The sequence below is a fragment of the Acutalibacter sp. 1XD8-33 genome, from assembly GCF_003612555.1.
GTDB lineage: Bacteria > Bacillota > Clostridia > Oscillospirales > Acutalibacteraceae > Acutalibacter.
This window is the reverse complement of sequence record NZ_RAZF01000024.1, coordinates 1-24,240: the sequence shown is the minus strand read 5'-3', so window position 1 is coordinate 24,240 and position 24,240 is coordinate 1. Positions and strand designations below refer to the sequence as shown.

The 24,240-nt window shown below is 53.2% G+C and carries 23 protein-coding genes, 1 tRNA gene and 1 pseudogene; 8 read left to right on the top strand and 17 right to left on the bottom strand.

Features of this window, described 5'->3' with window-relative positions:
* Positions 1-20: 20 nt before the first annotated feature.
* Positions 21-863: an alpha/beta hydrolase gene (locus tag D7X94_RS13325; RefSeq protein WP_120428165.1), complete on the bottom strand. Its 843-nt coding sequence runs from the start codon at positions 861-863 to the stop codon at positions 21-23.
* A 507-nt stretch (positions 864-1,370) separates the two neighbouring features.
* On the opposite strand from D7X94_RS13325, the gene D7X94_RS13320 reads away from it, so the two are divergent.
* The 3 genes from D7X94_RS13320 (at position 1,371) to D7X94_RS13310 (ending at position 4,947) form a co-directional block, all read left to right on the top strand.
* Entirely contained in the window at positions 1,371-1,949 is a 579-nt protein-coding gene (locus D7X94_RS13320; RefSeq protein WP_120428164.1) for an RNA polymerase sigma factor, read from the top strand.
* Positions 1,924-3,102: a DUF4179 domain-containing protein gene (locus D7X94_RS13315; RefSeq protein ID WP_120428163.1), complete on the top strand. Its 1,179-nt coding sequence runs from the start codon at positions 1,924-1,926 to the stop codon at positions 3,100-3,102. Before D7X94_RS13320 ends, D7X94_RS13315 begins: the two co-directional genes overlap by 26 nt.
* Positions 3,103-4,134: 1,032 nt before the next feature.
* Positions 4,135-4,947 carry a TrmH family RNA methyltransferase gene (locus D7X94_RS13310; protein WP_120428162.1) on the top strand — a complete coding sequence of 271 codons (813 nt, stop codon included), beginning with the start codon at positions 4,135-4,137 and terminating at the stop codon, positions 4,945-4,947.
* 253 nt (positions 4,948-5,200) lie between these two features.
* Here D7X94_RS13310 and D7X94_RS13305 read toward each other — a convergent pair whose 3' ends face one another.
* The 9 genes from D7X94_RS13305 to D7X94_RS13265 form a co-directional block, all read right to left on the bottom strand.
* Positions 5,201-5,458, bottom strand: coding sequence for a TIGR03905 family TSCPD domain-containing protein (locus D7X94_RS13305; protein ID WP_120428161.1), 258 nt, complete (start codon positions 5,456-5,458; stop codon positions 5,201-5,203).
* A 198-nt stretch (positions 5,459-5,656) separates the two neighbouring features.
* On the bottom strand, positions 5,657-6,523 hold the full coding sequence (locus tag D7X94_RS13300; RefSeq protein ID WP_120428160.1) for a hypothetical protein: 867 nt from the start codon (positions 6,521-6,523) through the stop codon (positions 5,657-5,659).
* A gap of 45 nt (positions 6,524-6,568) precedes the next feature.
* A complete protein-coding gene (locus D7X94_RS13295; RefSeq protein ID WP_120428159.1) occupies positions 6,569-7,483 on the bottom strand; it encodes a hypothetical protein in 915 nt (304 codons plus the stop codon).
* On the bottom strand, positions 7,452-8,399 hold the full coding sequence (locus tag D7X94_RS13290; RefSeq protein ID WP_120428158.1) for an ABC transporter ATP-binding protein: 948 nt from the start codon (positions 8,397-8,399) through the stop codon (positions 7,452-7,454). Before D7X94_RS13290 ends, D7X94_RS13295 begins: the two co-directional genes overlap by 32 nt.
* 48 nt (positions 8,400-8,447) lie before the next feature.
* Positions 8,448-9,032, bottom strand: a complete 585-nt coding sequence (locus D7X94_RS13285) for an HD domain-containing protein (protein WP_120428157.1) — start codon at positions 9,030-9,032, stop codon at positions 8,448-8,450.
* A gap of 21 nt (positions 9,033-9,053) precedes the next feature.
* Positions 9,054-9,947 carry a YitT family protein gene (locus D7X94_RS13280; protein ID WP_120428156.1) on the bottom strand — a complete coding sequence of 298 codons (894 nt, stop codon included), beginning with the start codon at positions 9,945-9,947 and terminating at the stop codon, positions 9,054-9,056.
* Between the two features lie 774 nt (positions 9,948-10,721).
* Positions 10,722-11,561 (bottom strand): sugar phosphate isomerase/epimerase family protein, encoded by an 840-nt coding sequence (locus D7X94_RS13275; RefSeq protein ID WP_120428155.1) that lies wholly within the window; start codon positions 11,559-11,561, stop codon positions 10,722-10,724.
* Between the two features lie 213 nt (positions 11,562-11,774).
* Positions 11,775-12,311, bottom strand: coding sequence for a DUF6144 family protein (locus tag D7X94_RS13270; RefSeq protein ID WP_120428154.1), 537 nt, complete (start codon positions 12,309-12,311; stop codon positions 11,775-11,777).
* An 18-nt stretch (positions 12,312-12,329) separates the two neighbouring features.
* Positions 12,330-13,388, bottom strand: coding sequence for a Gfo/Idh/MocA family protein (locus tag D7X94_RS13265; RefSeq protein WP_120428153.1), 1,059 nt, complete (start codon positions 13,386-13,388; stop codon positions 12,330-12,332).
* Positions 13,389-13,646: 258 nt separating this feature from the next.
* Here D7X94_RS13265 and D7X94_RS13260 point away from each other — a divergent pair.
* The 4 genes from D7X94_RS13260 (at position 13,647) to D7X94_RS13245 (ending at position 16,811) form a co-directional block, all read left to right on the top strand.
* A tRNA-Pro gene (locus tag D7X94_RS13260) sits at positions 13,647-13,722 on the top strand.
* A 159-nt stretch (positions 13,723-13,881) separates the two neighbouring features.
* Entirely contained in the window at positions 13,882-14,541 is a 660-nt protein-coding gene (locus tag D7X94_RS13255; RefSeq protein ID WP_120428152.1) for an HD domain-containing protein, read from the top strand.
* An 18-nt stretch (positions 14,542-14,559) separates the two neighbouring features.
* On the top strand, positions 14,560-15,036 hold the full coding sequence (locus tag D7X94_RS13250; protein WP_120428151.1) for a hypothetical protein: 477 nt from the start codon (positions 14,560-14,562) through the stop codon (positions 15,034-15,036).
* 479 nt (positions 15,037-15,515) lie between these two features.
* The gene (locus D7X94_RS13245) at positions 15,516-16,811 is read left to right on the top strand and encodes a serpin family protein (protein ID WP_158591024.1); all 1,296 of its coding nucleotides are present in this window, start codon (positions 15,516-15,518) and stop codon (positions 16,809-16,811) included.
* Positions 16,812-16,845: 34 nt separating this feature from the next.
* Here D7X94_RS13245 and D7X94_RS13240 read toward each other — a convergent pair whose 3' ends face one another.
* The 5 genes from D7X94_RS13240 to D7X94_RS13220 form a co-directional block, all read right to left on the bottom strand.
* Positions 16,846-17,301: a GAF domain-containing protein gene (locus D7X94_RS13240; RefSeq protein ID WP_120428149.1), complete on the bottom strand. Its 456-nt coding sequence runs from the start codon at positions 17,299-17,301 to the stop codon at positions 16,846-16,848.
* Between the two features lie 277 nt (positions 17,302-17,578).
* Positions 17,579-18,172, bottom strand: a complete 594-nt coding sequence (locus tag D7X94_RS13235; protein ID WP_120428148.1) for a TetR/AcrR family transcriptional regulator — start codon at positions 18,170-18,172, stop codon at positions 17,579-17,581.
* Positions 18,173-18,295: 123 nt separating this feature from the next.
* The gene (locus D7X94_RS13230; RefSeq protein WP_120428147.1) at positions 18,296-19,132 is read right to left on the bottom strand and encodes an anti-sigma-I factor RsgI family protein; all 837 of its coding nucleotides are present in this window, start codon (positions 19,130-19,132) and stop codon (positions 18,296-18,298) included.
* Entirely contained in the window at positions 19,125-19,577 is a 453-nt protein-coding gene (locus D7X94_RS13225; protein ID WP_442857912.1) for an RNA polymerase sigma factor, read from the bottom strand. Before D7X94_RS13225 ends, D7X94_RS13230 begins: the two co-directional genes overlap by 8 nt.
* Before the next feature lie 39 nt (positions 19,578-19,616).
* Positions 19,617-20,261, bottom strand: coding sequence for a hypothetical protein (locus tag D7X94_RS13220; RefSeq protein ID WP_120428145.1), 645 nt, complete (start codon positions 20,259-20,261; stop codon positions 19,617-19,619).
* 367 nt (positions 20,262-20,628) lie between these two features.
* Between D7X94_RS13220 and D7X94_RS19675 the strand changes: the two are divergent.
* Positions 20,629-21,236: pseudogene (locus D7X94_RS19675) on the top strand (site-specific integrase).
* A gap of 408 nt (positions 21,237-21,644) precedes the next feature.
* Here the strand turns inward: D7X94_RS19675 and D7X94_RS13210 are convergent.
* Positions 21,645-22,046, bottom strand: coding sequence for a hypothetical protein (locus D7X94_RS13210; protein WP_120428144.1), 402 nt, complete (start codon positions 22,044-22,046; stop codon positions 21,645-21,647).
* Between the two features lie 1,828 nt (positions 22,047-23,874).
* The coding region (locus D7X94_RS13200; protein ID WP_199715117.1) for a KilA-N domain-containing protein at positions 23,875-24,240 on the bottom strand (366 nt) is incomplete at its 5' end.

Below are 24,240 nucleotides of genomic sequence, written 5' to 3'. Positions count from 1 at the left end.
CATGTTCCTGGCAAACCAGGCTAATCAGGATAAATCACCTGATGCCGGATGGGCAGCCATTCGGCAATGGCCTTGCGCAGGATCATATCCCAGAAATCCCACTCATGCTTATAGCCAGGGACCTCCAGGAAGTGGGTCTGAAAACCTAGCTTTGTCAGCGCCTCATAGCCAAATTTGCACCGGGGCAGGGCGAAATCATCGCTGCCGCAGGCAAAAAAGTACTCCGGCAAGAGCTTTCCCGCGGCCACAGCCTGTTCGGCGGCGGCATATGCATCGTGTTTGCTGCCCCGGAACTGGCTGAGATCGCCATAAATGTCGGCCATATCCGGCATGGGCATAGCATCGGGGTCATTAGACTGCGGCCGGGCCTGCCTCATCAGGTCCATAGTTTCTGCGCTGCGGGCAGCGCCGGACATAACCAGTACAGCGGCAAAGCGCTCGGGGTAGAGCAGGGAAATCTTCATAGCGCCATGCGCCCCCATGGAAAGCCCGCCGATAAAGTTATCCTCCCGCTTATCGGAAAGCGGCAGTACCGCCTGAACCATGGCGGGCAGTTCCTCCGTCACGTAGCGGAGATACCGGGGGCCTTTGGGCGCATCTGTATAGTCCGCGTTAAAATCACAGGGCATTACCACGGCCAATTTGTGATCATCAGCATAGCGGACGATATTAGAGAAGTTCACATAGTCTGAATCGTCCCCGCTGCCGCCGTGAAGCAGATAGAGCGTCTGATAGCGCATGCCCTTTACGTAGACGTTCTCCCTTTTCTCCATTACATCGGCAAAAGAAAAAGAGGGCAGGCATACCGTAACGTTGGTCTGCATCCCCAGGTGCTTTGATAGAAAATTCATTTTTAGGACCATAAATTGCCACTCCTTTTTTACTGCGGACAAAAACGCGATCGTTAATGAAGCTCAAAAAAGATTTTGAACCGGGCGGCTCTGCCCTATTGCTTTTTATACCGCATTTTATACCTTTTGGAAAGATAAGCGCGAAAAGCCGCTTTCTTCCAAAAACTATACTATATTTTAAGTATAGCGCAAATTCCGGCATATTTCAAGATCGGTTCCCCGCAAAAAGATGAAAAAGCGGCTTTTTCCTGCACCTATACTTGTGTTTTCTAAAGCAATTCCACAAGACTTCCTCTGTCTATCGCCACGGGGCAAGCGGTTGACTTATCCCCAGGCTCTGTGCTATTCTTATAGCCAACGAGTCCAAATCTATCAAAATACAGGCTTTTCGCCTTCGTAAGCCTCCCTCCCGAGATCTCTCAGCATTTCGGGATTTTCTTCGTTTTTCCCAATATTCTGGTTTGAATGGCGAGTTAAAAAGTAGAGGGCCCTCAGGATTCGGAAAAAAGGAGGACACAAATGGACGACCGAGAAATTGTAGAACTATATTGGAGACGGGACGAGGCCGCCATCGTGCAAACCGAGTGCAAATATGGCGCGTTCTGTTTGGGAATCGCCACAAGCCTATTGTCTAACGGCGAGGATGCCAAGGAGTGTGTGAACGAGGCGTTTTTTCAGGCCTGGAACCTCATCCCACCCCAGCGGCCGGAAAAACTCCGGCCATGGCTGGGGCGGATTGTGCGGAATATCTCCGTCAGCTTGTGGCGGAAAAACCACCGGCAGAAACGGTACAACGGCCTGGACCAGGCTCTTGAGGAACTGGAGGATTCCATTCCGTCGCCGGTGGACGTTCAGCAAGACCTGGAAGGCGCTGAGCTGGGAGAGGCCATCAGCCGCTGGCTCTTTTCTCTGCCCCGGGAGGACCGGGTGCTCTTTGTCCGCCGGTACTGGTATGGGATCTCCCTTTCCGGGCTTGCGGAAGAATCCGGCATCTCCCCGAAAAAATTGGCTCAAAAAATGTACCGCCTGCGGTTGGAACTGAAATCATTTCTAGAAAAGGAGGATAGATCCTATGAAAACCAGTTGCAATCTGTTTGAGGGCATCGGCTATATCGACCCAATCCTCATTGAAGAGGCTGGCAAGCCGCTGAAGAGAAAGCCGGTCTCCCTGGTCTGGCTGAAAAAAGCCGGCGTTATGGCCGCGTCCTTTATCCTTGCCTCCATCGTGCTTCTGGGCATTAACACCGCGTTCCCCGCCTTCGCCGAAGGCCTCCCGTTGATTGGGGAAGCCTTCCGCCGGATCAACTCCCTGGGGGCCAACGCCGCAACCTATGACGGACTAGTGCGGGCTGTGGGGGTGAACGGAGAGAACGGCCAGTATCAAGTTACGGTTACAGAGGCCTACTGCGATGGGGAATATGTTTTCTTTACCCTGCGGCTGGAGGCCAAGGACAGCCGGCTGCTGAACATGCAGTCCTTCTTCACCGAGGAATCCGCAGGCAATTCCAACATTCCCGGCTGGAACGTGGAAATCAACGGCGAACCCGGGGGAACAGAATTCTGCGACCTTCCCGTTTTCATCCGAAAGGGCTACTACTTTGAGAGCGGCCCTATAAAAGTCAAGTTGTCCCAGAAGGCGGAGGACGGTTCCACGGTTCAGGTTGGCGCGGTTCTGGGAAACCTGTCGGGCCGCACCCAGGAGGATATTGACCGAAACGAACGGGGCCGGGTCGTCTCTATCGAGCCTGTAAAGCTCCAGTTTCAGCTGACCGCCAACGCCGGGTATTCCGAATCCCGGGAGGCCGCCGGCGTTTCCATAGACGGGCTAAGCCTTACCGGCTGGAGCAGTTCCCCCAGCAAATTTACCGCCACCTTCTCCTATCCCTATCTGGGCGCGGCGGGCGTCTCCGCCAGCGCCAGAGCTCTGGACGGAACCGATCTGGGGGGAGATATTCGGGAGTTCGGGGATTTCGGCGACGGCCGCTATCAATTCGGCGACACGGCTGTCCAGACCTGCTCTTTTGCCGGTCCGCCCCAGGAGGCAAAAAAGGTGATTGTCACTGTCTCTAGCTACGGCGGCGAAGGAGTTTTCGGGGAGTTCACCATCGACCTGGATACCGGCGAAGCCGCGGCTTCCACTGGCTATGAAGAGCAAGGACTCCCCCTGCTCTCCATCCGGGAATACGCCGAAAAGACGGAACGGGCGCAGGCTGAGAGCAGCCCTGCCCCCGCCCCCAGTCCGAAACCATAAGGCAGTTCAAGCCGCCCCCGCCAGACAGGCGGGGTTTTGCCTCTTCCTCCCACTTGCGTTTTTTCCTGAAATGGGATATACTTTGGGGGAGTGATATGGGGGCTGAGCTCTCGCGGCAGCGCGTCCAGATTCCAGCTGGTCCAGAGCGTCCTTTGGCGGATACGCTCATCCATACAGCCGGCTGGTTCCAAGGCCCAGGAACTTCTCGCCTGCTTCGCAGTCGGGATAGGGGTCTCGCCTGGTCTCGTCTGCCGACTCGGTCGGGAGAGTTCATGCTTGCATGAACTCTTCCCCACCGGGGAGCTTCCCCGGCTCGGTCGATTCGCAGCGTTGTCTGCAATACTTGGTTTTGCCAAGTATCCGGCAGAACGCCCCCCGACGAGGGGCGCTGGTCCCCTGTGGGGACCAGCGCCGACCGGAGCGGAAGCGTAACCCCCCCTATGCAAAACGTCCCACCGGGACGTTTATGCTACCCTCCTGCGTTATTTTATCGGATGTTAAGGTCAAGGGCAAAACCTTGGGACGTTGTCCCAAACCCCACCGCCTTTGAGAAAGGCAAGACTTCGCAGAGCGAAGTCTACGAAACATTTTAATCTGGCTGGCTGAGTGCGCAAAAGCCAACCAGGGTAAGAGTTTTTATTCCAAACTTTTTTCAAAAAGTTTGGTCCAGAGTGAAACCATGGCCTCTGAACGCACAGAAACGCGTTCTCCGGCGGGAGGGGCTTCGAGTCTCGCCTGCCGGCTCGGTCAGCGACGGGAAATCGCCACTGGCGATTGTCACCCCCCCTCTACCCCCACCACCTTTAAAAAGGTGGACGAAACTTTTACCCTGGACGGTTTTGGCCGGTCCAGCTGTAAACTTGGCAACGCCAAGTTTACAGCTGGTCAGGGGTCTGGGGGTGCTGGTCCCCTGTGGGGACCGTCAAGCACCGACCGAACCGGCAGGTGAGAAGAAACCCCCAGCTGCCGGAGGCCACGATATACTCTCAAAAAATATACTCTGAAAAAGCCTTTGGAAAGGGGCGATACCCAATGGAGCAGTTTCGGCTCATTGAGATCACAGATTTTGCCGCGCCGGAGCTGGACGTCTACGCCCGGCTCACGGAGAACCAGCTTGTAAACCGGGCCGACCCGGCCAATGGGCTGTTCATCGGGGAAAGCCCCCTGGTCATTGGCAGGGCGCTGGACACCGGCTGCACGCCCGTGTCCTTTCTGATGGAGCGCAAGCACGCCCTCCACAAAGCCCGGCCCCTTTTGGAGCGCTGCGGCACTGTCCCTGTATTCGTGGCTGAGGAGGCCGTCCTGTGTCAGCTCACCGGCTTCCACCTGACCAGGGGAATGCTGTGCGCCATGCTGCGCCCGCCTCTCCGGTCTGCTCAGGAGGTCTGCCAGGGAGCCCGACGGATCGCCGTGCTGGAAAACGTGATGAATCCCACCAATTTAGGCGCCATCTTTCGTTCCGCCGCCGCCCTGGATATCGACGCCGTGCTGCTCACCACCCAGGGCAGCGACCCTCTCTACCGGCGGGCCCTGCGAGTAAGCATGGGCAATGTCTTTCTGGTACCCTGGGCCTATCTGCCTGAAAATTGGCCAGGCTTTCTGAATAAATTGGGCTTTAAAACGGTGGCTATGGCCCTACGGGAGAATTCCCTGGACATCGCTGATCCCCAGCTGCTCCGGGAGGAGCGGCTGGCCATTGTGCTTGGCACCGAGGGAGACGGCCTCGCCCCTCAGACCATCGCCCAGTGCGACTATACCGTGCGGATTCCCATGGCCCACGGCGTCGATTCCCTGAACGTGGCCGCTGCCAGCGCCATAGCTTTTTACCAACTGACCCGCAGGTGAATCCGGCCCGTTAAGAAAGCGGTTGGGCCTGGAAGAACTTCTTTGACAGTTTATATTCTCAGCGCGAATCCCTGCTGTATTCCGGCGCGGGCAAGTGACACGCGTTGGCTGCGCTTTCTGTTTTTGCCACCGCGTTCCACTCTCCCATTCCCGGTTAGCAACTATAAAAGCCAAAGACGGCATGACAAAGCCACACCGTCCCAAGAAACAATACAGATATTCTCCATTCTCGAAATCGGAAAGTTTCCCCTTCTCAAACGGTAGCCGTCATCAGGGCCTCCTCCAGCGCTTCCGCCAGCTGATCCGGGCAGGAAGTTCTTTTCGGACCACACTTAATGCCCTTGCAGCGCTTGATATACTCCTGCACGGTCATACCCTGGGCCAAAGCCGCCACTCCTTGGGTGTTTCCACTGCATCCGCCGGTGAACTTTACCGATTTAATGACGTCTCCCTCCAGAACAACATCGATCTGCCGGCTGCAAACACCCTTGGGCGTGTAATGAATTTCCATATTTACCGCGCTCCTTTCTAAACTCTACCGCATATTGTAGCAGATTTCAAGAGCCTTGTCAAGACGGTCACGACGCCCTCATGTCCCCAGCTCATTCAAGGAATCCAGCAGGGACCGGGCCTGCTCTTTTATCTTTTCGTGCACCGCAGCCTCAATTTCCATAGGCAGCGCCGTCACAGCGATCTTGTCAAAGGCCCTTTAGATCATGGCCTGCTTATACTCCCGGGACCGGGGGTCACCCTCGATCTCCTCCTGAGGCCCCTGATATTTGGAATCTATCCGGTGAAGCAGGCGGCCCCAGTCCTCCCGCAGCTCCTTTTCCAGGTCGGAAAAGGAGTCCTTTTTTTCACGGGATTCCTTCTTATACGCGGCAATCCGCTGGATTCGCCCCTGCATTTTTCTGGAGTACACAAAGAGGTAGTAGAGCCAGACACAGAGCATCGCCGCGCCGAAAGCCCCGGAAATGCCTCGGCCCAGAGCGGTATTCTCCATCACGCCGGTCCCTTCTACCGTGAGCAGGCCCAGCCCCAGGTGCATGCTCAGGCCCATCGCCAGCGCCAGAACCCAGCCAAAAATCACCCCGAAGCAGCTGCTAAATTTCTGGTCGAACCAGGACTTCAGGGAAAAAAACCAACAGGCCGTGCTCACCACCACCATACCCCAGTATACAGGGTCGTCGTCTTTGGTGTAGAGGCCCAGCATATAGTAGGCAGCGGGGAGCACGCAACCTACCAACAGGAAAAAAGTGATCTTCCAGGGCGAGGTGTAGTTCCCCAGGGCCTGGGTTTCCTTCTCGATCTTCCGCTTCTGCTCCTTGGCCCAATCCCTGCCCTGGCGCAGCTTCTGAAAGGCCGGGGTGTCCAGCTTGTCCTGATAGATCTGCGCCGCCACATATTTCGTTTCCTTTTTTAGTTCCTCATTAAAGGTATTCTCGCTTACAGGCACGCTTTTCCCCGTAGAGGGGTGCGCCTTCGCGTACATTCCCTGACCGCATTTGGCGCAGCGCACCACCCGTTCTCCCTGCCATTCCACGGGCACTTCCGCCCCGCATTTCGGGCATTTCATAGATTCCTTGATATAAACAACTCCTCTCCCCTATAAGTTTCGCTTCTATCCTGCCTCTCTTTCTTCATCTGCCAGCAGCTTTTCCGCAGTGAATCCTCGGGAAGCCATGTTAAAAAGCACCACGGCCGCCGCCCCCAGCACCAGAGCAGCCAAGCCTAAAATCCAGAAATTCAGCCGAAAAATCCCCGTAAACTGGGCCAGATATGCCGCCGCCACCGGCAGAATCAGATAACCCATGGTTTGCAGCGACTCGCCCGTGCTGTGTACCCGGGTGATAATCATCGCCACAAATACCACGGAAAACAGAGACAGCACCGGCGTAAGCATTACCAGAATTACCAGCCAGTCCCAGCTGAAAAAGGGGCGCACCCCCGCAAAGACCTCCGCGATAATGGCCGTGATGGCAAAAGCCACAAAAGCAGCGCCGGAAATCACCACCGACAGAATCGTGCAGTTTGTGACTTTCGCGTTAAAAACATTCTTTACGTCCATGGTGGTAAGCAAAAGGGTTTCCAGCGTACCGCCCTCCCGCTCTGTCACAAAGGCATAACTGGCGGAAGCCGCCGCTGTGAGGATGGGCACGCAGAGGAACAGCAGCGGGCACAGCAGATCCGTAAAAGCAATCAGCCAGCCCTGACGATAGTCCAGCTTTTCCGCAGTGCCGGACAGCAGCGCCACAATGGCTTCTGGCAGCTGCGCGCCGGGTTCCGCAGGCAGCAGAGAAATCGCCACAAAATAAACCGCGGGGATCACTACCACCAGCGTAACGGGCAGCAGCATCAGCAGAGCGCGCTGGCTGCTTCTGGCCCAAATGCCCGCCATGTCTTTTTTTACCAAAAGCATTTCCGCCGAAGAAAAAAGCCTGCTCAGCCCCCGCTTCTGGGGGGGCTGGCGGCCCTGCTTTTGGCCAGGCCTTTTTTGGGCGTGGCTAGGCCTGCGGCCCGGTTCCTGTCTCCCCATGGAAAAACTCCTCCCTTCTTCTGCCCCCCGCCAGATAAGCCCTATAAATTTCTTCCAGCGTGGGCCGGATTACCACGGCTTCATAAAGGCTTGTCCCGCTGCCTACCGCTTGGGCGATCAGCTGGGGCATCTCGTCCTCTGAAGAAATCTCTTTCTGCCAAAAGCCCTCTTCCAGGCGAAATCCCTGGGGTCCTTCCCGTCCATCCGCCAGACGCAGAGCGGCCTTCAGGCGCACCCCGCCCCCCGCGCGGAGAGATTCCACCGTGCCCCGGGCCAGCAGGATTCCGTTATGCAAAAGGCCAAAGCTGCCGCATATGCTCTGGGCATAGTTCATATGCTGGGAACACAGCAAAAGGGTGATTCCCTCTTCCCGCAAAGCATATCCCAAAAGCTCCCGAACCATCTCGGCAGACTCTCTGTCCATACCTGCGCCCTGCTCGTCCATCAAGACCACACGGGGCCGGTGCAGGAGCGCCCTGGCCAGTCCCGCCCGGGTAAGCACGCCCGTGGACAGCTGGTCGGGGGTCCTGTCCCGCTCGTCCCAAATATTCAGCCGGTGCAGCAAAAAAGAAATCCGCTCAATGGCCTGATCCTTGGGCACATAGTTCACCCCGGCAAAAAACCTTAGATTTTCCCATAAGCTCATACAGGCGTAAAGCCTGGCGCTCTGTAATACAGTGCCGGTCATGCCATGCAGGCGCGCGGACTCAAACCCAGGCGAGAGCCCCAGCACACTACACTCTCCGGAAGTAGGCCTTCCCAGCCCGGCCATCAACCGCACCAGCGTGGTTTTTCCCGCGCCCTCTAAGCCAACGCAAGCCATGGCCCCGCCCTCCGTCACTTGCAGATTGACGCCTTGCAGGGCGGCTTTTCCCCCGTAGATTTTTGTCAGATCATAGGCCGCTATGGCATCCATGGCGCGCCTCCTTCCAGAATCAATATGTAGGATAAAGTCCTGCCGGCGCTATCTGGCCTCCGAGGTGCCATGCTCCCGCAGGTAAGTTGCCTCCAGATCTGCCAGATGCAGCTTTACCGCCAGGGGATACTTGTCATAAGCCAGACTGATGGCAAAGCTGCCGCCCTTGGCCGCCTCGTCGAAGCCCCCCATATGCCAGCGGATCGCCACCGCCTCGGCCGGCTTCAGCCGCACGAAACGCTCGATTAAATACACTGACTTCTCCCCGTGACCATAGGGAAAGGCGTCTTCCACTGTGTAGAAGGGCTTTTTCTCCCACTGGCCTGTCTCATCGTTCTTCACGTTTCGGGTAGACGTCTTGTAGAACTGTGCCTTGCATACGTCATGAAGCAGGCCGCACAGGGCAAAGCTCTCCTCGCTGTCCCCCTCTTCATAGTACCTCTCCCGCAGGGTTTTATACACGTTCACGCTATGCCTGACAAGGCCGCCCTCCTGGGCACAGTGAAATTTTGTGCTGGCAGGGGCAGTAAAAAAATCCGTACCAGAAAGCCAGTTCAGCAGCCGCTCGCTGCCCTCCCGGGTGATCTGTTTTTGAAAAATCTCCACAAACTCCTCTTTGGGCTGTGCTTCCATCCAGATTCCTCCTTTTCCAGCCTATATGGAGCGAAATCCTTTGCCAATAATTTCGCTGGTATTGGTAATAAACATAAAACATTGGGGATCGATCTGCTTACAGCGCTGGCGCAGGTGGACGGCCTCTCCCCGGCGGCACGCAATAAGCACCACCTTGCAGCCCAGGTGAGAATAAGCCCCCATGGCGTCCACCACCGTAGAGCTTCGGTTCAGGTCCTTTATGATATAGTCGCAAATTTTCTGAGGCTTGGTGGTAACAATAGAAAAGAACTTGCACAGGTTGATGCTCTCCACCACGGAATCCACCACAAAAGCCTTGAGAAACAATCCCAGAATAGAGAACAGGCCTGTCTGTATCCCGAAAATCCAGCAGGAGGACAGCGCAATCAGGCTGTCGCTGGCGAAAAGCGCCTTGCCGATATCGGAAAGAGCCGTGTACTTCTTCAGCAGCATGGCAATCACATCCGTGCCCCCGCTGGAGGCGTTGTAGTTGAACAGAAGCGCGGACCCCACCGCCGGCAGCATGATGGCAAAACACAGCTCCAAAAGAGGCTGATCTGTAAAAGGCCCGTCCATAGGGTACAGGACCTCCATCACCCAGGTTTCAAAGGAATACATCAGGCTGCAGTAGGCGGTCCAGAAGCCAAAACCCTTGCCCAAAAAGATAAAACCGATTACCAAGAGGATCATATTGATAGCGCCCATCATCACCGCGGGAGAAAGCCACGGAACCGGTACCAACCGGCCCAGAATAATGGCCAGGCCGCTGACCCCGCCGGTGGTGAAATTATTGGGAAATTTAAAGAAGTAAACTCCCACCGAAATCAATAGAACTCCAACATTGATAATGAGAAATTTCTTCAGGCCTTCCCGGATTGACCCCGAAAAGGCGGGCTTATGGCTGCTTTCTTCCATTTCGCTTCCCTCCAAGTTCATAAGTCCAGAACAAACCGCAAACGCCCCTGAAACCCGGGTGCTTCCTGAATTTCAAGGGCCGCTATGCCGTTGAATTTACTATACCACCCTTCGCCTGGTTTTACAACCCATTTCGGCAAAAAAAGAGGGAATGTTCCTCTTTTCCGGAAACATTCCCTTAAGAACCTGTATTCACAACCTGCAAACGCCGCCTAAGCGGCCTTTTTGCGCCGTTCCTCGTTAAATCCGCAAATTCGCCTTGACCGGCACAAAAAGCCCTCTCTCATCCCACCTTTTCGGTTATGAATCCAGATTCAAAACTCCCCAATTCTTAGAAGCCGTACCAATAGGCGTTTGCATTCCTCTTTCCGGCAAATTCAGCCGGGGAGTGGCGTTGTGAAAGCTTGCCAGTCGCCAGATTGCTTCTCCCCATTGCATTTGCTCGAAAATCGTATAGTTTTTGAGAGCAATACTGTGTGGCCTTCGTGCTTCGCACTACGGCAAGGTCGTGGAGCTCTGCTCCACACCACGCCAGGGGCCTGTCTCGCCTGCCGGTTCGGTCGGGTCAGAGCAATCGCCACTGGCGATTTTCCCCACCCCTTGACCGCGCGACATGTCAGGATTCATCCCACACAGCTAGCCAGGGTAAAGTTTTCGTCCACCTTTTTCAAAAGGTGGTAGGGGTGGAGGGGGCGAAGCCCCTCCCTGCCGGAGGCCAAAACACACTCTCAAAACCTATAGTTAACGCAAATCCTGTCGGTACAGCTTCTTAATTCAGATCCTTTCCTTCAGGAACCGCACCGCCGCAGCGATATCCTTAGCGGGATCATCCCCTACCTCCCGTTCGATGGTGAGAAATCCCTTGTAGCCAATCTCATCCAAGGCTTTCAGATAGCCCGGAAAGTCCACGTCTCCCTCGCCCAAGGGCAGCTCGATGAAGGAGCTGCTGCCCAGCATCTCCTCCTCGGCCAGACCGTAGACGATCTCCGGTTCTACATACCGCAGCCTGCGGCCGTCCTTGGCGTGGGTGTGGACAATATAGTCTTTCAAGGTATATACGGCCTGTACCGGATCATCCCCCGTCACCATGACAAAATTAGCCGGGTCCAGGTTTACGGCCACGCCGGTGGAGTGGAGCCCGTCCAAAAAGCCCTTAAGGGTTTCAGCGGTTTCCGGACCGGTCTCAATGGCAAAATGGGCTTTCATCTGATCCGCGTAAGCCGCCAGCTCCCCGCAGGCCTCCTGCATCACGGCGTAGCGAGAATGGCTCTTCTCGCCTGGCACCACGCCGATATGGGTGGTCACCACATCGGTTTCCAGCTCTTTGGCCAGATCCAGGATCCGCTTAGAGCGCTCAATGAGCCCAGGATTCTTCCCGGGGTCCCCAAAGCCCTGGCCCAGATCTCCGCACAGGGCGGAAACAGTAAGCCCCCGGTCCTTCACGGCCTTCAAAAGTTCCCGGCGCCTCTCCGGGGTCAAATTCTCCGGAGTCAGCTCCCCGTCCGTTACCCGGATCTGCACCCCGGACATGCCCAGCTCCTTCGCCTTGTCCAGGGCAGCCAAGGTATTCAGCTTGAAAGATTCCAGCAGCACACCTATCGAAAATGGATACATCACAATCTCTCCTTTTTTAGAACCTGTATTCATAACCGAAGTTACCGGATGAGCAAAAGCTCTTGAGCTCTGAATTTTTCGGGTTGCTCAAAGCAAATTTGCAGAGCTGCAGGCAGCTCTTAGAAATCAATTGTTTTATTTCGAGGAAATTTAAGGCCGGACAGCTCGAAAAAGGCCGCTCAGACGGTGATTGCAGGTTGTGGGTACAGGTTCTTATAGATTCACTTTAACCGCGCAGCGTTCCCCGCCGGTCTTTATTGTCTCCAGCAGCTCTGCCTCCACCTCCCGGCCAAGAACCTGGAAAAACAGACTCTTAACATGGCCCAGGGTACACAGGCACCAAGTGCGGGAGACGGGCTCCGCCATCCGCTTGACGCAGGAGCAATAGCACTGGGGATAGATCAGCAGCAGCCCGCCGGGCACAGCCTCCAGAGTGACATACTTCTCCTTTTCATTAAACAGAGCGGCAAAGCCGGCAAGGTCAGCCGCAGCTTTCAGATAGCCCTTCATTCGCTTCGCCAGGGCGCTCCCAGCCTCGCAATGGCATCCGGCCCGCACGGCGGCAATTTCCTCCGCCGAAAAACGCTCCTCAAGAAACCGGCACTGCTCCCGCGCCCAGCGGAATTTCTTCTCATAGTCCGCCGACTTGGAAAGAGGATGCTCCTCCGCGAACGCTATGGCCGCCTCTTCGCTCAGCTGGGAGAGGCTCTCATAGAACCGCAGGGCGTGGGCGTTGTCGCTTTTTGCCATGGCTCTCTCCCCCGGCCCTTACGCCAGCTGGATCTCTTTGTGCTGCTCGGCGGAGTCGTAAATGGCCTGCATCATCTCGGCAGTAATAATCACCGTGTCAATATGGGAGGGCAGCTTTTTGCCGGTCTTAACGCAGTCCACAAAGGCATCGATCTCGTTCTGGAAATGGTCCCGCATTTTGAACTGGGGCGTGGTGCTCACCAACGCGCCGTTCTCTGCAGTATAATAGGTGAAGTCCGCACCGTAGCGCAGGCGGATGCCACCCTTGTCGCCCATAAAGTCGATATAGGTCTCGCTCTCGCCGATGTTCTGGGCCCAGGCGCCGTTCAGGGTAATCACCGGGCCGGAGGTACGGATCATGCCGGTGACGGAGTCGTCCACGTCGTAGACACCGCTCTCCTTATTGCTGCTGGCCTCGGCCCACATGTCCACGTAGGTGTAGTTTTTCATGTCCTTGCCCAGCTTGCAGAAGGTCTCGCCGGTGACGGTTTTCACCTTGGGGTCTCCGCAGCAGTACATGACAATGTCCAGGTAGTGGACGCCCCAGTCGATGAGCGCGCCGCCGCCGGCGATGGCCTTGGTGGTAAAAGCCCCGCCCAGGCCGGGAATAGACCGGTGGGCCCGGAAGCTGGCGTATACATGGTGGATGTTCCCCAGCTTGCCCGCGTCGATATACTGTTTGATGCGGTTCACGCTGTCGTTGAAGCGGTTCACCACGCCGATGTTCAGCACCCGGCCAGTCTCGTGCTGGGCCTTCTGCATCTCCAGGGCCTCGGCGTAGGTGCGGGCGGCGGGCTTCTCGCAGAGCACGTCCTTCCCGGCGCGCAGGGCGTCGATGGCGATCTGCGCGTGGACGTTATTCGGGGTACACACGGAGACCGCCTGGACCTCGGGGTCGTTGAGCACGTCGTGGTAATCCTCCACCGGGGTCCCGCAGCCATATTTATTGACGGCGGTGACGGCCCTCTCGAGGATGATATCGCAGAAATACTTGATTTCCGCCTCGGGGTTGTTCATATAGGACGGGATATGGGCCGCGTTGGCGATGGTGCCGCAGCCGATGACAGCTACTTTCATTTTGAGAGCACACTCCTTTTTTCTAGGGAAATCCTTGGTTTCAGACTATAAATCCAAATTGGGGATTCCCGGTATTCCCGCAAAACCAGTTATTTTACGGTTGAGGAAAACTCCAATTATAGATAACTTGGGTTCATTATATCTCATATACGCTAAAAAAGCAAATATTTTTTGAAATATTTTTTCAGAATTTTCTAAAAAAATATTAAAAAAAGGGGTTGCATTTTACAGAAAGATCCGCTATAATATATACGTTGTCCGGGTGTGGCGCAGTTGGTAGCGCGCTTGACTGGGGGTCAAGAGGCCGTGAGTTCAAGTCTCGCCACTCGGACCATCTCATGATAATCCGAACGCAATCCTCCAGGTGGGGAATGTGTTCGGATTTATCATTTGTATTGAGAATATCCTATAGGAAACGGCGGGGGCAGGAACATTCCTGCCCCCGCCGTTCAAAGAGATTGATATTTTTGAAAAAAATGAATAGGAGACGGCTATGACGAGCTACGAGCAGATCAAGAAGGACCCGGCCATCAAAACCTACATTGCCCAGGCGGATGCCTCCATGGCGGCTTTGGGCTTTACAGAGCACAGCTTCGCCCATGTGGGCCGGGTGTCAGAGACAGCGGGACGGATTCTTCAGGAGCTGGGATATCCGCCCCGACAGGTAGAGCTGGCGAAAATCGCGGGATACCTCCACGACATCGGCAATCTGGTAAATCGGGTGGACCACAGCCAGAGCGGCGCAGTGATGGCTTTCCGCCTGCTGGACAATATGGGCTTTCCTCCAGAGGAGATCGCCATGGTCGCCACGGCTATCGGCAACCACGACGAGGGTACTGGTGTGCCAGTAAGCGCCGAGGCCGCCGCTTTGATTCTAGCGGACAAATCCGATGTGCGCCGCACCCGGGTTCGCGGCAAGGACCCTCATAGCTTTGACATCCACGACCGGGTGAATTACTCTGTTACCAGCTCAGAGCTGAAAATTCACAAGGAGCAGGCAGCCATTTGGCTCAGTCTGGAGGTGGATCCCAGCTTCAGCTCTGTGATGGAATATTTCGAGATTTTTATGGCCCGGATGATTCTCTGCCGGAAAGCGGCGGAAAAATTGGGCTTGGAATTCAAGCTGGCGATTAACGGCCAGGAGCTGATTTAAACAGGGAGGGGGAGAACCGTGCTATATTGCGCGCAATGCCGCCGGATTTGCGAGGAGGGCAGAAAGAGATGCCCCGCCTGCCGCAGCGGGAAATTGCGTCCGGTGGCTGGAAGGGATTTTGTCCTGCTGCAAAAGACGGACCTGTATGGAGCCCAACGCCTGGGGGAGGCCCTGAGCGCGGGAGAAATCGAATATGAAACCCAGGACGCCAATGCCGGGCAGAGCTATTTCAATTTTGATGGAGACTCCATGCCAACCGATCAGAATGTCTATGTGCGGTATGCGGACTGGGACAAGGCAGGGGAGCTGGCCGCCAAAGCGGATAGGAAGCGGGAGGAGGATGTAGAGGAGGACGCTGGGGAAGAAACGCCCCCTAGCGCCAAGAGAATCGCGGCGGAGGTGCTGTCGGCGGCCGCTTTTCTCGTGCTGATCATGCTGGCGGTATACGGGGCGGACGCGCTGGCCAACTGGCTGAAAGGGCTTCTCGGAATATAAGAAGCCGTACCTATAGGCGTTTGTATCCCCCTTTCCGGCAAATTCAGCTGGGAAGTGACTGCTCGGTACAAGTTCTAAAGTTTTGTAAAGTATAGGTTTTGAGAGCAATACTATGTGGCCTTCGTGCTTCGCACTACGGCAAGGTTGTGGAGCTCTGCTCCACACCTCGCAAGGGGCCTGTCCCGCCTGCCGGCTCGGTCCAGAACAATCGCCACTGGCGATTTTCCCCGCCCCTTGACCGCGCAACATGTCAGGATTTATCCCACACAGCTAGCCAGGGTAAAGTTTTCGTCCACCTTTTTCAAAAGGTGGTAGGGGTGGAGGGGGCGAAGCCTCTCCCTGCCGGAGGCCAAAACACATTCTCAAAAACTATACAAAATACCTATAGAGAGGGGCGGAAAAAATTTTTTCTAAAAGCGTAACTTTTTTCTTTGAAAAACGACTATCCTAAGTAGAAACCCTTGAAAGGAGCTATGACGATGAAATCGGCGAAAATGAGAAAAAAGCTGCGGAGATCGCTCCTCTGTCTGGCCTTGGCCGCTACATTTGGATTTTCTGGGTGTTCCGGCGCGGAACCGGCCTCCACCGCGGGCGGAGATCTGATGGTTGGCATTCAGCCCAAGGCTCGCGCTACAGAAAAAATAGACCTGAAGGGCACCGGGGCGCAGGCCTATACAGATTTCGGTCTGGAACTACTGAAACAGGCCCGCGCGGACAGGCCGGAGGAGGGCGTGCTCCTTTCCCCTCAGTCGGTGCTCAGCGCCCTTGCCATGACCGCCAACGGCGCGGGGAACGAGACCCTGGCCCAGATGGAGGAGGCTTTCGGCCTGCCTGCCGGGGAACTCAGCCGGTATCTGGCTGCCTATAACAGCTCTCTGCCTAGTGGAGAGAAGTATAGCCTGCATCAGGCCAATTCCCTATGGGTTCGGGAGGGCGAAGTGGAAGTGGAGCGGGATTTCCTCCAGGTCAACGCGGACTATTTCGGCGCGGATGTGTACCGAAAGCCCTTTGACGGGGACACCCTGGAGGAGATCAACGGCTGGGTAAAGGAGCACACCCATGAGATGATTCCCTCCATTTTGGACGAGATCGACCCGGAGCTGATGATGGTTTTGATAAACGCCCTGGCTTTTGAGGCCGAATGGCAGGATCCTTACGAAGAGGGCTCGGTGCAGAAACGGATCTTCACCCAGGAGGACGCTGTGGAGCTCACTGTAGACATGATGTCCTCCACAGAGCAGGCCTTTCTGAGGGATGAAAACGCCAGAGGCTTCCTGAAGTATTACGCGGATAAAAAGTACGCCTTCGCGGCGCTGCTGCCAGACGAAGGCGTAACCTTGGGGGAATATCTTGAGAGTCTCACCGGTCAGCGGCTGCGGCAGGTACTCACCAACGCCCAGGACAAAGAGGTATGGGCGCGGATTCCAAAATTTGAGATGGAATATGAGAGCTCTCTCAACGCGATGCTGAACAATATGGGCGTTACCGATGCCTTTGACCCGAATATGGCGGATTTCACGCCCATGGGCCGCTGCGCGGGCGGCGATCCCCTGTATATTGGCAAGGTGATTCACAAGGCCTATATTTCGGTATTCGAACAGGGCACCAGGGCCGGGGCGGTGACAGCGGTGATGATAGAAGCCGGAAGGGCTCTGCCAGAGGAGCCCGAACAGGTGTATCTGGAGCGGCCTTTCCTCTTTATGATCGTGGATGCCGAAACCATGCTTCCGGTTTTTATGGGAACCATGACGGGCCCGGAGGCTGTGCGGTCCTGACAAGGCCTGGACCGCAGGAAGAGCCGGGCGCCATTCACCCCCACCGGCAGCTTTCGGCGGCCAGTCGGGCCAGCCGGGCAAGGCCTTCCCCATCCTCTGGGGAAAAGCGGTTGGGTAGGGGGCTGTCCACGTCCAGCACGCCCGCCACTTTTCCCCGGACAATCAGCGGGGACACCACTTCGGAGCGGCTGGCGCTGTCGCAGGCAATATGCCCGGCAAAGGCGTGAACGTCTGGCACGATTAGGGTTTCAGCCTGCTGAGCGGCGGAACCGCACACGCCCTTGCCCCAGGGGATCTTTACGCAGGCGGGCTTGCCCTGGAAGGGCCCCAGCAGCAGATCCCCGTCAACAGTCAGATAGAAACCAGCCCAGTTGATATCCGCCAGGGCCTGCCAAAGCAGGGCGGCCAGATTGGCCAGGTTAGGAATCAGGTGCTCCTGGCCCTCCATAAGAGCCGCCGCCTGTTTCAGCAACAGATCGTAGTTTACCATAATGGAACCTCCCAGCCTGCAAGTTAGAACCTGTATTCATAACCGAAGTTATCGGATGAGCAAGAGCTCTTGAGCTCTGAATTTTTTGGGCTGCTCGAGGGCTTGTCTGAAAATAGAGGAAAAGACGGCCTTTTCGATTTTTCAGACAAGCCCTCGGCAAATTTTCGCAGAGCTGCCTTGCAACTCTTGAATACTTTCTGTATTTTAAGGAAATTTAACGCAGAGCATCCCAAAAAAGGCCGCTTAGACGGTGATTGCAGGGTGTGAATACAGGTTCTTATTCTTGCAGGCTTTTTCGAATAATCTCATAGAGCACAGGCTTCATATTGTCCAGAGAGGTAGGGCGCTGTTCGATTACGCAGCTGTAGCAGACGCTGACGCACATACTCACCATCGCCGTTATCGTTTGATAGATCTCCAGCTCGTCCCGACCCCTCAGTTCCGGGCAGGAACGGATTACCCCGAATGCCTTTGCCAGCAGCGGCGGCGGAGCGCCGTTTTCTGCAAGCTCGTCCACCCGGGGCCATTTCAGATTATGACGCACCAGCCGAAGCACAAAAGTGTTGTGCCGGAGATATTCCAGCATATGGTCGGCCAGTGCCAATAGCTTTTCGGAAAAAGACGTGCTGCCCAGTTTTTCCACCTGGGCAAGGGCTTCGTCAAAGATCCGTTCGCTGATGCGCCAGATCAGAGCTTGAGATATGGCGTCCTTGTCCGTAAAATATAGGTAAAAGGTGCCCTTGGCCACCTTTGCCCGGCTGACGATGTTATCGATGCTGGTTTTGCTTTGCCCCTGCTCCAGAAACAGCTCATAGGCCGCGTCCAGCAAGGCCTGGCGCTTCAGCTGCTTCTTTTCCTGCACTCTGCCCATATGCTCGCCTTCCTACTGGTTTTTCTATATTATAACCCGTATCCGTGGAAAAGGCAAGATAAATATTGACTTTTAGTCATTTTATAAAAATCCCAGAATCAGTTTTAAGACAGGCTCTGGGCCTCACTTCCGGTGCTTTCCCTTTCCATGGCCGTGACCATGACCTTGGCCGGAGCCGTTGTGGCCATTGGCAGAGGAAGGCTCTGGAGAAGAGGCCGTCGCCTCTGGCGTAGCGTCAGCCTTTGGAGCGCTGCCTGTGTTTTCGTCATTTTCTGGTGAGGAATTCTGGGTGATGCCGCTCAACTTCCATGTCCATTCCCGAATTTCCCGGATAGTCAAATCCTGGACGTCCTGGGGCGTGATGCTGGGGTCCACAGCGTATAGCTCAAGATAGGCCCTGTATTTCCCGCAGGAGAGCCCGGCCGCATGGGCGGAACCGGCATTTTCCGAGCCCTCGCTGTGGCAATGTACATGCCGTTGGGCTTCGGTACAATTTTCCACCGTAGCCAGCATTTTTTCGCTGCGCTCCGGATCATCGCAGACTACCAGGATAGAAAGCCCCTCTCCCTGCTTTAGATAGGATTCTACGCCCTGCTCTGACAGCAACAGATCGATCGCGCTGGCATAGTCTATGAAACGCAATTCCAGAGACTCCGCCAAGGCGCGGCCCTCCTCATTAAAACCGTCTACGGAAACCACCTGGTCAAAACAGTTGATATTTAATTCCAAAGAAGGATTGATGTCAATGCTGATGGCAGATACCGGCGTAAAATACAGCCAGCCTCCCAGTGCGCCAACCGCCAATATAAGCATGCAGAATACAGCGGCGGCATATCGCCAGATCCTCTTGGGCGGAACGCTGCCCTTAGAAATGCGCAGGGAAAGAAGCTCTTCCGTGCGGCTTTTTAGATCCTCCGGGGTGTGAATCTGGTCAAAAGCCTGCCCGAGCCGGTTATTCATAGCCGTCACCTCCCAGCTTTTCTGCCAGCAGCTTTTTGGATCTGTTGAGCAGGGTATAGACCGAATTGGTCTTTTTCTTTAAAATCCGACCGATCTCCGGCGCGGTATATCCCTCATAATAATGCAGGTATACCGCATCGCGATATTTGGCGGGCAGAGAGAGTACCGCGTCCAGAACTTCCCGGTAGCTTTCCATCGCATTGGCGGGTAAATTGGCTATTTCGTCAATGGGAATGGTGTGGGAACGGAAGAAACTTTTCAGAAAGTCCTTGCAGGCATTGGTAGTGACCCGAATAAACCAGGCTTTCTCGTGCTCTTCGTTTTCAAACATAACGGAACTGAGGGTGTACTTCAAAAACACAGTTTGAAATACATCCTCCGCATCGGCACGGTTTTTCACATGGAGCAGACACAGTCGCCAGACAGTGTCCGCATATTGTTCCATGGCCCGTCTGGCCTCCTGCTCGTTCCGCATGTTTGGGGATTACCAGTGATGCCGCCCGCCGCCGTGATGCCCCCGGCCATGGTTCCCTTGGCCCTGTCTCTGGCCATAACCCTGACCGCAGCCATTGCCGTTTCCATAGTTATCGCAGACGCCGTCGCCATCCTCGTCCACAAAGTTACCGGCACAGTGGACATATCCGCAGTTGTCGCAGACGCCGTCCCCATCCTCATCCGCAAAGTTACCGGCGCAGTGGGCATGGCCGTGGTTGTCGCAGACGCCGTCGCCATCCTCGTCCACAAAGTTACCGGCACAGTGGACATATCCGCAGTTGTCGCAGACGCCGTCCCCATCCTCATCCGCGAAGTTACCGGCGCAGTGGGCATGGCCGTGGTTGTCGCAGACGCCGTCGCCATCCTCGTCCACAAAGTTACTGGTACAGTGGACATATCCGCAGTTGTCGCAGACGCTGTCACCGTCTTTGTCAATGAAACGGCCATAGCCGCAATGGTTCACGCCGCAGTTGTTACAAGACGGGCGGTTCCGCTCCAGTCGGACGCAGCCGGAAAGCATTCCGGAACACAGGCTGTTTACCAGCCTGGAATGATGATGGGATGCAAACGCGCTGCCAGAGCCCATTGCAAACACCAGAGCCGTAGCCAGAAGAACGGATACTAGTTTTTTCATCGTGCATACCTCCATGATTGTGTTTTCCGTTTGACCGGTTTCAATCTTAATACGATTTGCAACGGCGAATCCATTCGCTGCTGGAAAATTTTTTTACTATTTATTGAACCATTTGAAGCCTGCTCTCGGGAACATCACTCTTGGCGCTCTAAAAATAGGAGAAATCCAGGCATTTTATAACTGTCTGAGCAATCCAGGGGATGATGCGCCGGGACTGTCCGCAAAAACTGTGAAATGTATTCACAGAATCTTACACAAGGCCCTCCAACAAGCCATTTCAGTTGGATATCTGCAAACAAACCCTACAGAGGCGTGCGCTTTACCAAGAATCGAGCGCAAAGAGATCATCCCGCTTGAGGGGTCCGATATGGGTAAGTTTCTGAAAGCGATACGAGGACACCGGTTTGAGGCATTATATTTAACTACGCTGTTTACCGGCATGCGGCGAGGCGAAATATGCGGTTTGACTTGGGACTGTGTGGACTTAGACCGAAGGAAGATATTCATAAACAAACAGTTTCAAGGCATACCTGGAAAACCAGGGGAGTTTCGGCTTCTCTCTCTCAAGAACAATAAAGGCCGGACGATCGCGATTGCGAATTCTTTGGTAGACGTGCTTAAAGAACATAAATACCGTCAGAACGAGATGCTGGAGTATGCTGGTGAACTCTGGCAGGACACAGGCTTTGTCTTTACAAATGAAATGGGAGACCACCTCTCTCCCAGCAAGTGTATCATCGGTTCAAGAAAATCGTCTCGTCTATTGGTCTGCCCGACGCACGCCTGCATGACCTAAGACACAATTGCGCCGTGGCCACCCTTCGTGCCGGAGACGATATTAAGACGGTGCAGAGCAACTTGGGACATCACACTGCCGCCTTTACCTTGGATGTGTATGGACATGTCACAGAAGAGATGAAACAGGAAAGCGCCAATCGTATGGATGCCTTTATCAAGAGCGTTTCGAGCCAATAAGGGAAACTATAAGGGAACCCCCTTCCTCCAAGCATGAGAAACCGCTCAAATTCAGCGTTTAAGTGGTTTCTCAATGTGAGGTGGATACAAAAAGATGGATTTGTGTTTTTGATAGTTGGATTCGACCCCTTGGAAATGCATTCATGAAATCCAAAAAATAGAGAGAAGTGTCCTTGTAATCCACTATCCCCAAAACAGCTCAAATGTGAAATCACTCAATTCTCTGGCACCAGGATGTGATATAGAAACCCACTACCGATAGAATAGGAGTACACCTATCCTATATTCTTCAAAAGGCTATGTATATATTGATAAAAGCACTTGATACAGAGCAGGTGCAAGCAACTTATATACGCCATTGGCAACAACTCATCTGGCACATTCTATTTAGCACTATCCGGAAGCCAATCATCTAAAATAATGAATAGCATAAGAAAGAACTGTGACATCATCTTTGACAAGGTCGAACAGAGATTCTTTGTATTCAATCTCTTCCTCAGGATCTGAATCGAGTACGCATACAAGATTGTTGCCGAGCTGGAATTTGATTTCTGCATCCTTGATGTCATCCTCTGCTAGAGTCCATAGTAACCATGCGAATTCCTGAAGACTTTCATCTGTTTGACCGTTCATCATCATACATGCCGCTATGCTATCAATAAGATCAACTTGGATGTACCAATCCTCCGTATTGTACTTGAGGGCGCTTTCGCATTTTGATAAGGCCTCACCGGGAATCATTTCGCTGAATAAGATATCACCATATTCCTGAAAAACTAAACATAAGTTTCTGGAATCGCCGCCAGACATATTTGCCCATATGTCGATACACTGTACTATTCTTTGGAACGCGTATCGCTGCCTTTTTCATGCAAACATCTGGCATAATTGAGTGAGAAATCAAAGAGATCTACAAGGTAGTTGTTGCCCATCTGCTCCGTTGTGTTGATACTGTATTCCAAGGTGGAGCACGCTTTATCATAGTCACCCTGTTCCCAAATGATGAGCACTTTGGTATTCAAAGTCCTCATTCTTGTGATACTATGCTCTGCAAATAATTCTACATCAATTTTATAGGCTTTTTCATTATATTCTAGGGCCTTATCGGGGACACCACATACATATCAAAATAGGAATAGTCATGATGATCTTTTCACACAAGGTATAATTACCACAGGAAAAACAAATGTGGAATAAGCTGGTTAAAAAATCTGTGTCATCCTCAATACACCAGTGATTCTCCATAATATCTGCGATTGACCACGAAAACGGAATCAAATATGCTTTTTCATATTCTTTTCCGGATACTGATCCAATATTTAATTCTTGGCAGAGAATATCAACGAAAGGACGAGAAAGCATATAAAGGTGTTCTTTTTGTTGTTCTCGAACTGCAGCAGCTATAACAGAGTGCATCCAATAGATGTGTTTCCGATTATTCGTGACATGTTCCGACATTCCCATCTTATATAACTTTATGAGATTGCTATTTTTCTGGATTCAAAACCATTGCTTTGCTTGCCTGAATTCAAAGTGTAGGTTCGGAATAATGAAAACATAGGTCAGAATAATCTTGTCAGCGTCACTGTATTTTACAAGAGAGGAAAGAATACACATCTGCCGAATAATCGTATCGTCATTTTGAAGGCGTTCGTGTTCACAGGAGTATCTTCTCCACTCAGCTTAAAGCCCTTTTCCACAAGCCTTCCAAAAAGCTTGTGCAGCGCTAGTCCTTCTAGATATGCTACTTTTGCGATAAATACAATCATAATTGTGAGGCACGCTGTCAAGACGATAAATGATCTAATACTTGCCCGCCTATATAGTTTCCCCAAAAACCGTATACTGCTATAGCGCTACTACTTGAGAACAACGTTGTCAGAGAATCGGGATTTAACATATTTTTCTCTCCCCGTAATAGACTTCTTACGCGATTGAACAGAGTGAAAGAAAATTACTGCAATTGATACAATCACTCCACGAAGATTGCTTAAGAGTATAAGAAATCTAGCAATTTCGATATGAATTCATACGTTACTACACGCCTATATTGTTTGAAACAAATCTGTTACACCGCGTTTTGAATAATCCATTTTCTTAATTCTTTGCAGCATTCCGAAGTAACATGACGATGGTTCGGCTCAAGTTAAACTGATCTGTTCCAATCAGATTTGCCATATGCACTAACCCCAATTGGTCCTTTTCGCTATGGTTATTCCACAGGTTTTCGCTGATTACAAGGTTCTCTGAAAAGAGAGGTAGTAATAGATTGAAATAGAATAAGACTTTGGCAATTCTGGATTTCTGTAAGTGTCTATTCACTTTCAGTAAATTTATCCATCAATAGGGTAGCATACTCAACGGATGTTTTCTCAAGAAGTTTGTGGCCTTGTCTTAGCGCACTGTAATATTCTTTTTCCCGCTCATCAAATGATGGCGCTTTAAACCCTAACTTTTTGCAACATTGTTCTGCTCCATCAGCAAAGACTCCGATGTATGGTTGGCACATCATTTATATAATTACTATTAATGCGGCTTGCTTTTTGACCTGTATTGACCAATGTATATAAAAATCGTGTATCTGATTGAATTAACTCATATGCTGCTGTTTGTATTTTGTCTAATTTCATTTTTACCTCTAAATCGCAGAATCGTCTGTTGTTTTCATTCTTGAGTTGGTGAAATATTTCAATACTCCATACCTCAACTCAGTGTCATTCCACATCGCAAAATCACAAGCTATAAAAGGATGAGCCGTAGTGCCACCGTTTTTCCCTCGCCTAGAGATAATTCCAACAGCATTCACTCGTTCGATCCATCTAACCGGAGTTAGGGTATAGGATGGGGAGCGAACATCAACAAGTAACTGCTGAAATGCCTGCTCGTCAAAGCTGGGATTATTTTCTCTTTCCCACTGGCCTAAAAATGCGATCGTATTCCTACTGCGAAGCCAGCTTTGAATCACATAGCTCGGGCTCTCTGAATCAAATCGCTTTGCGATATC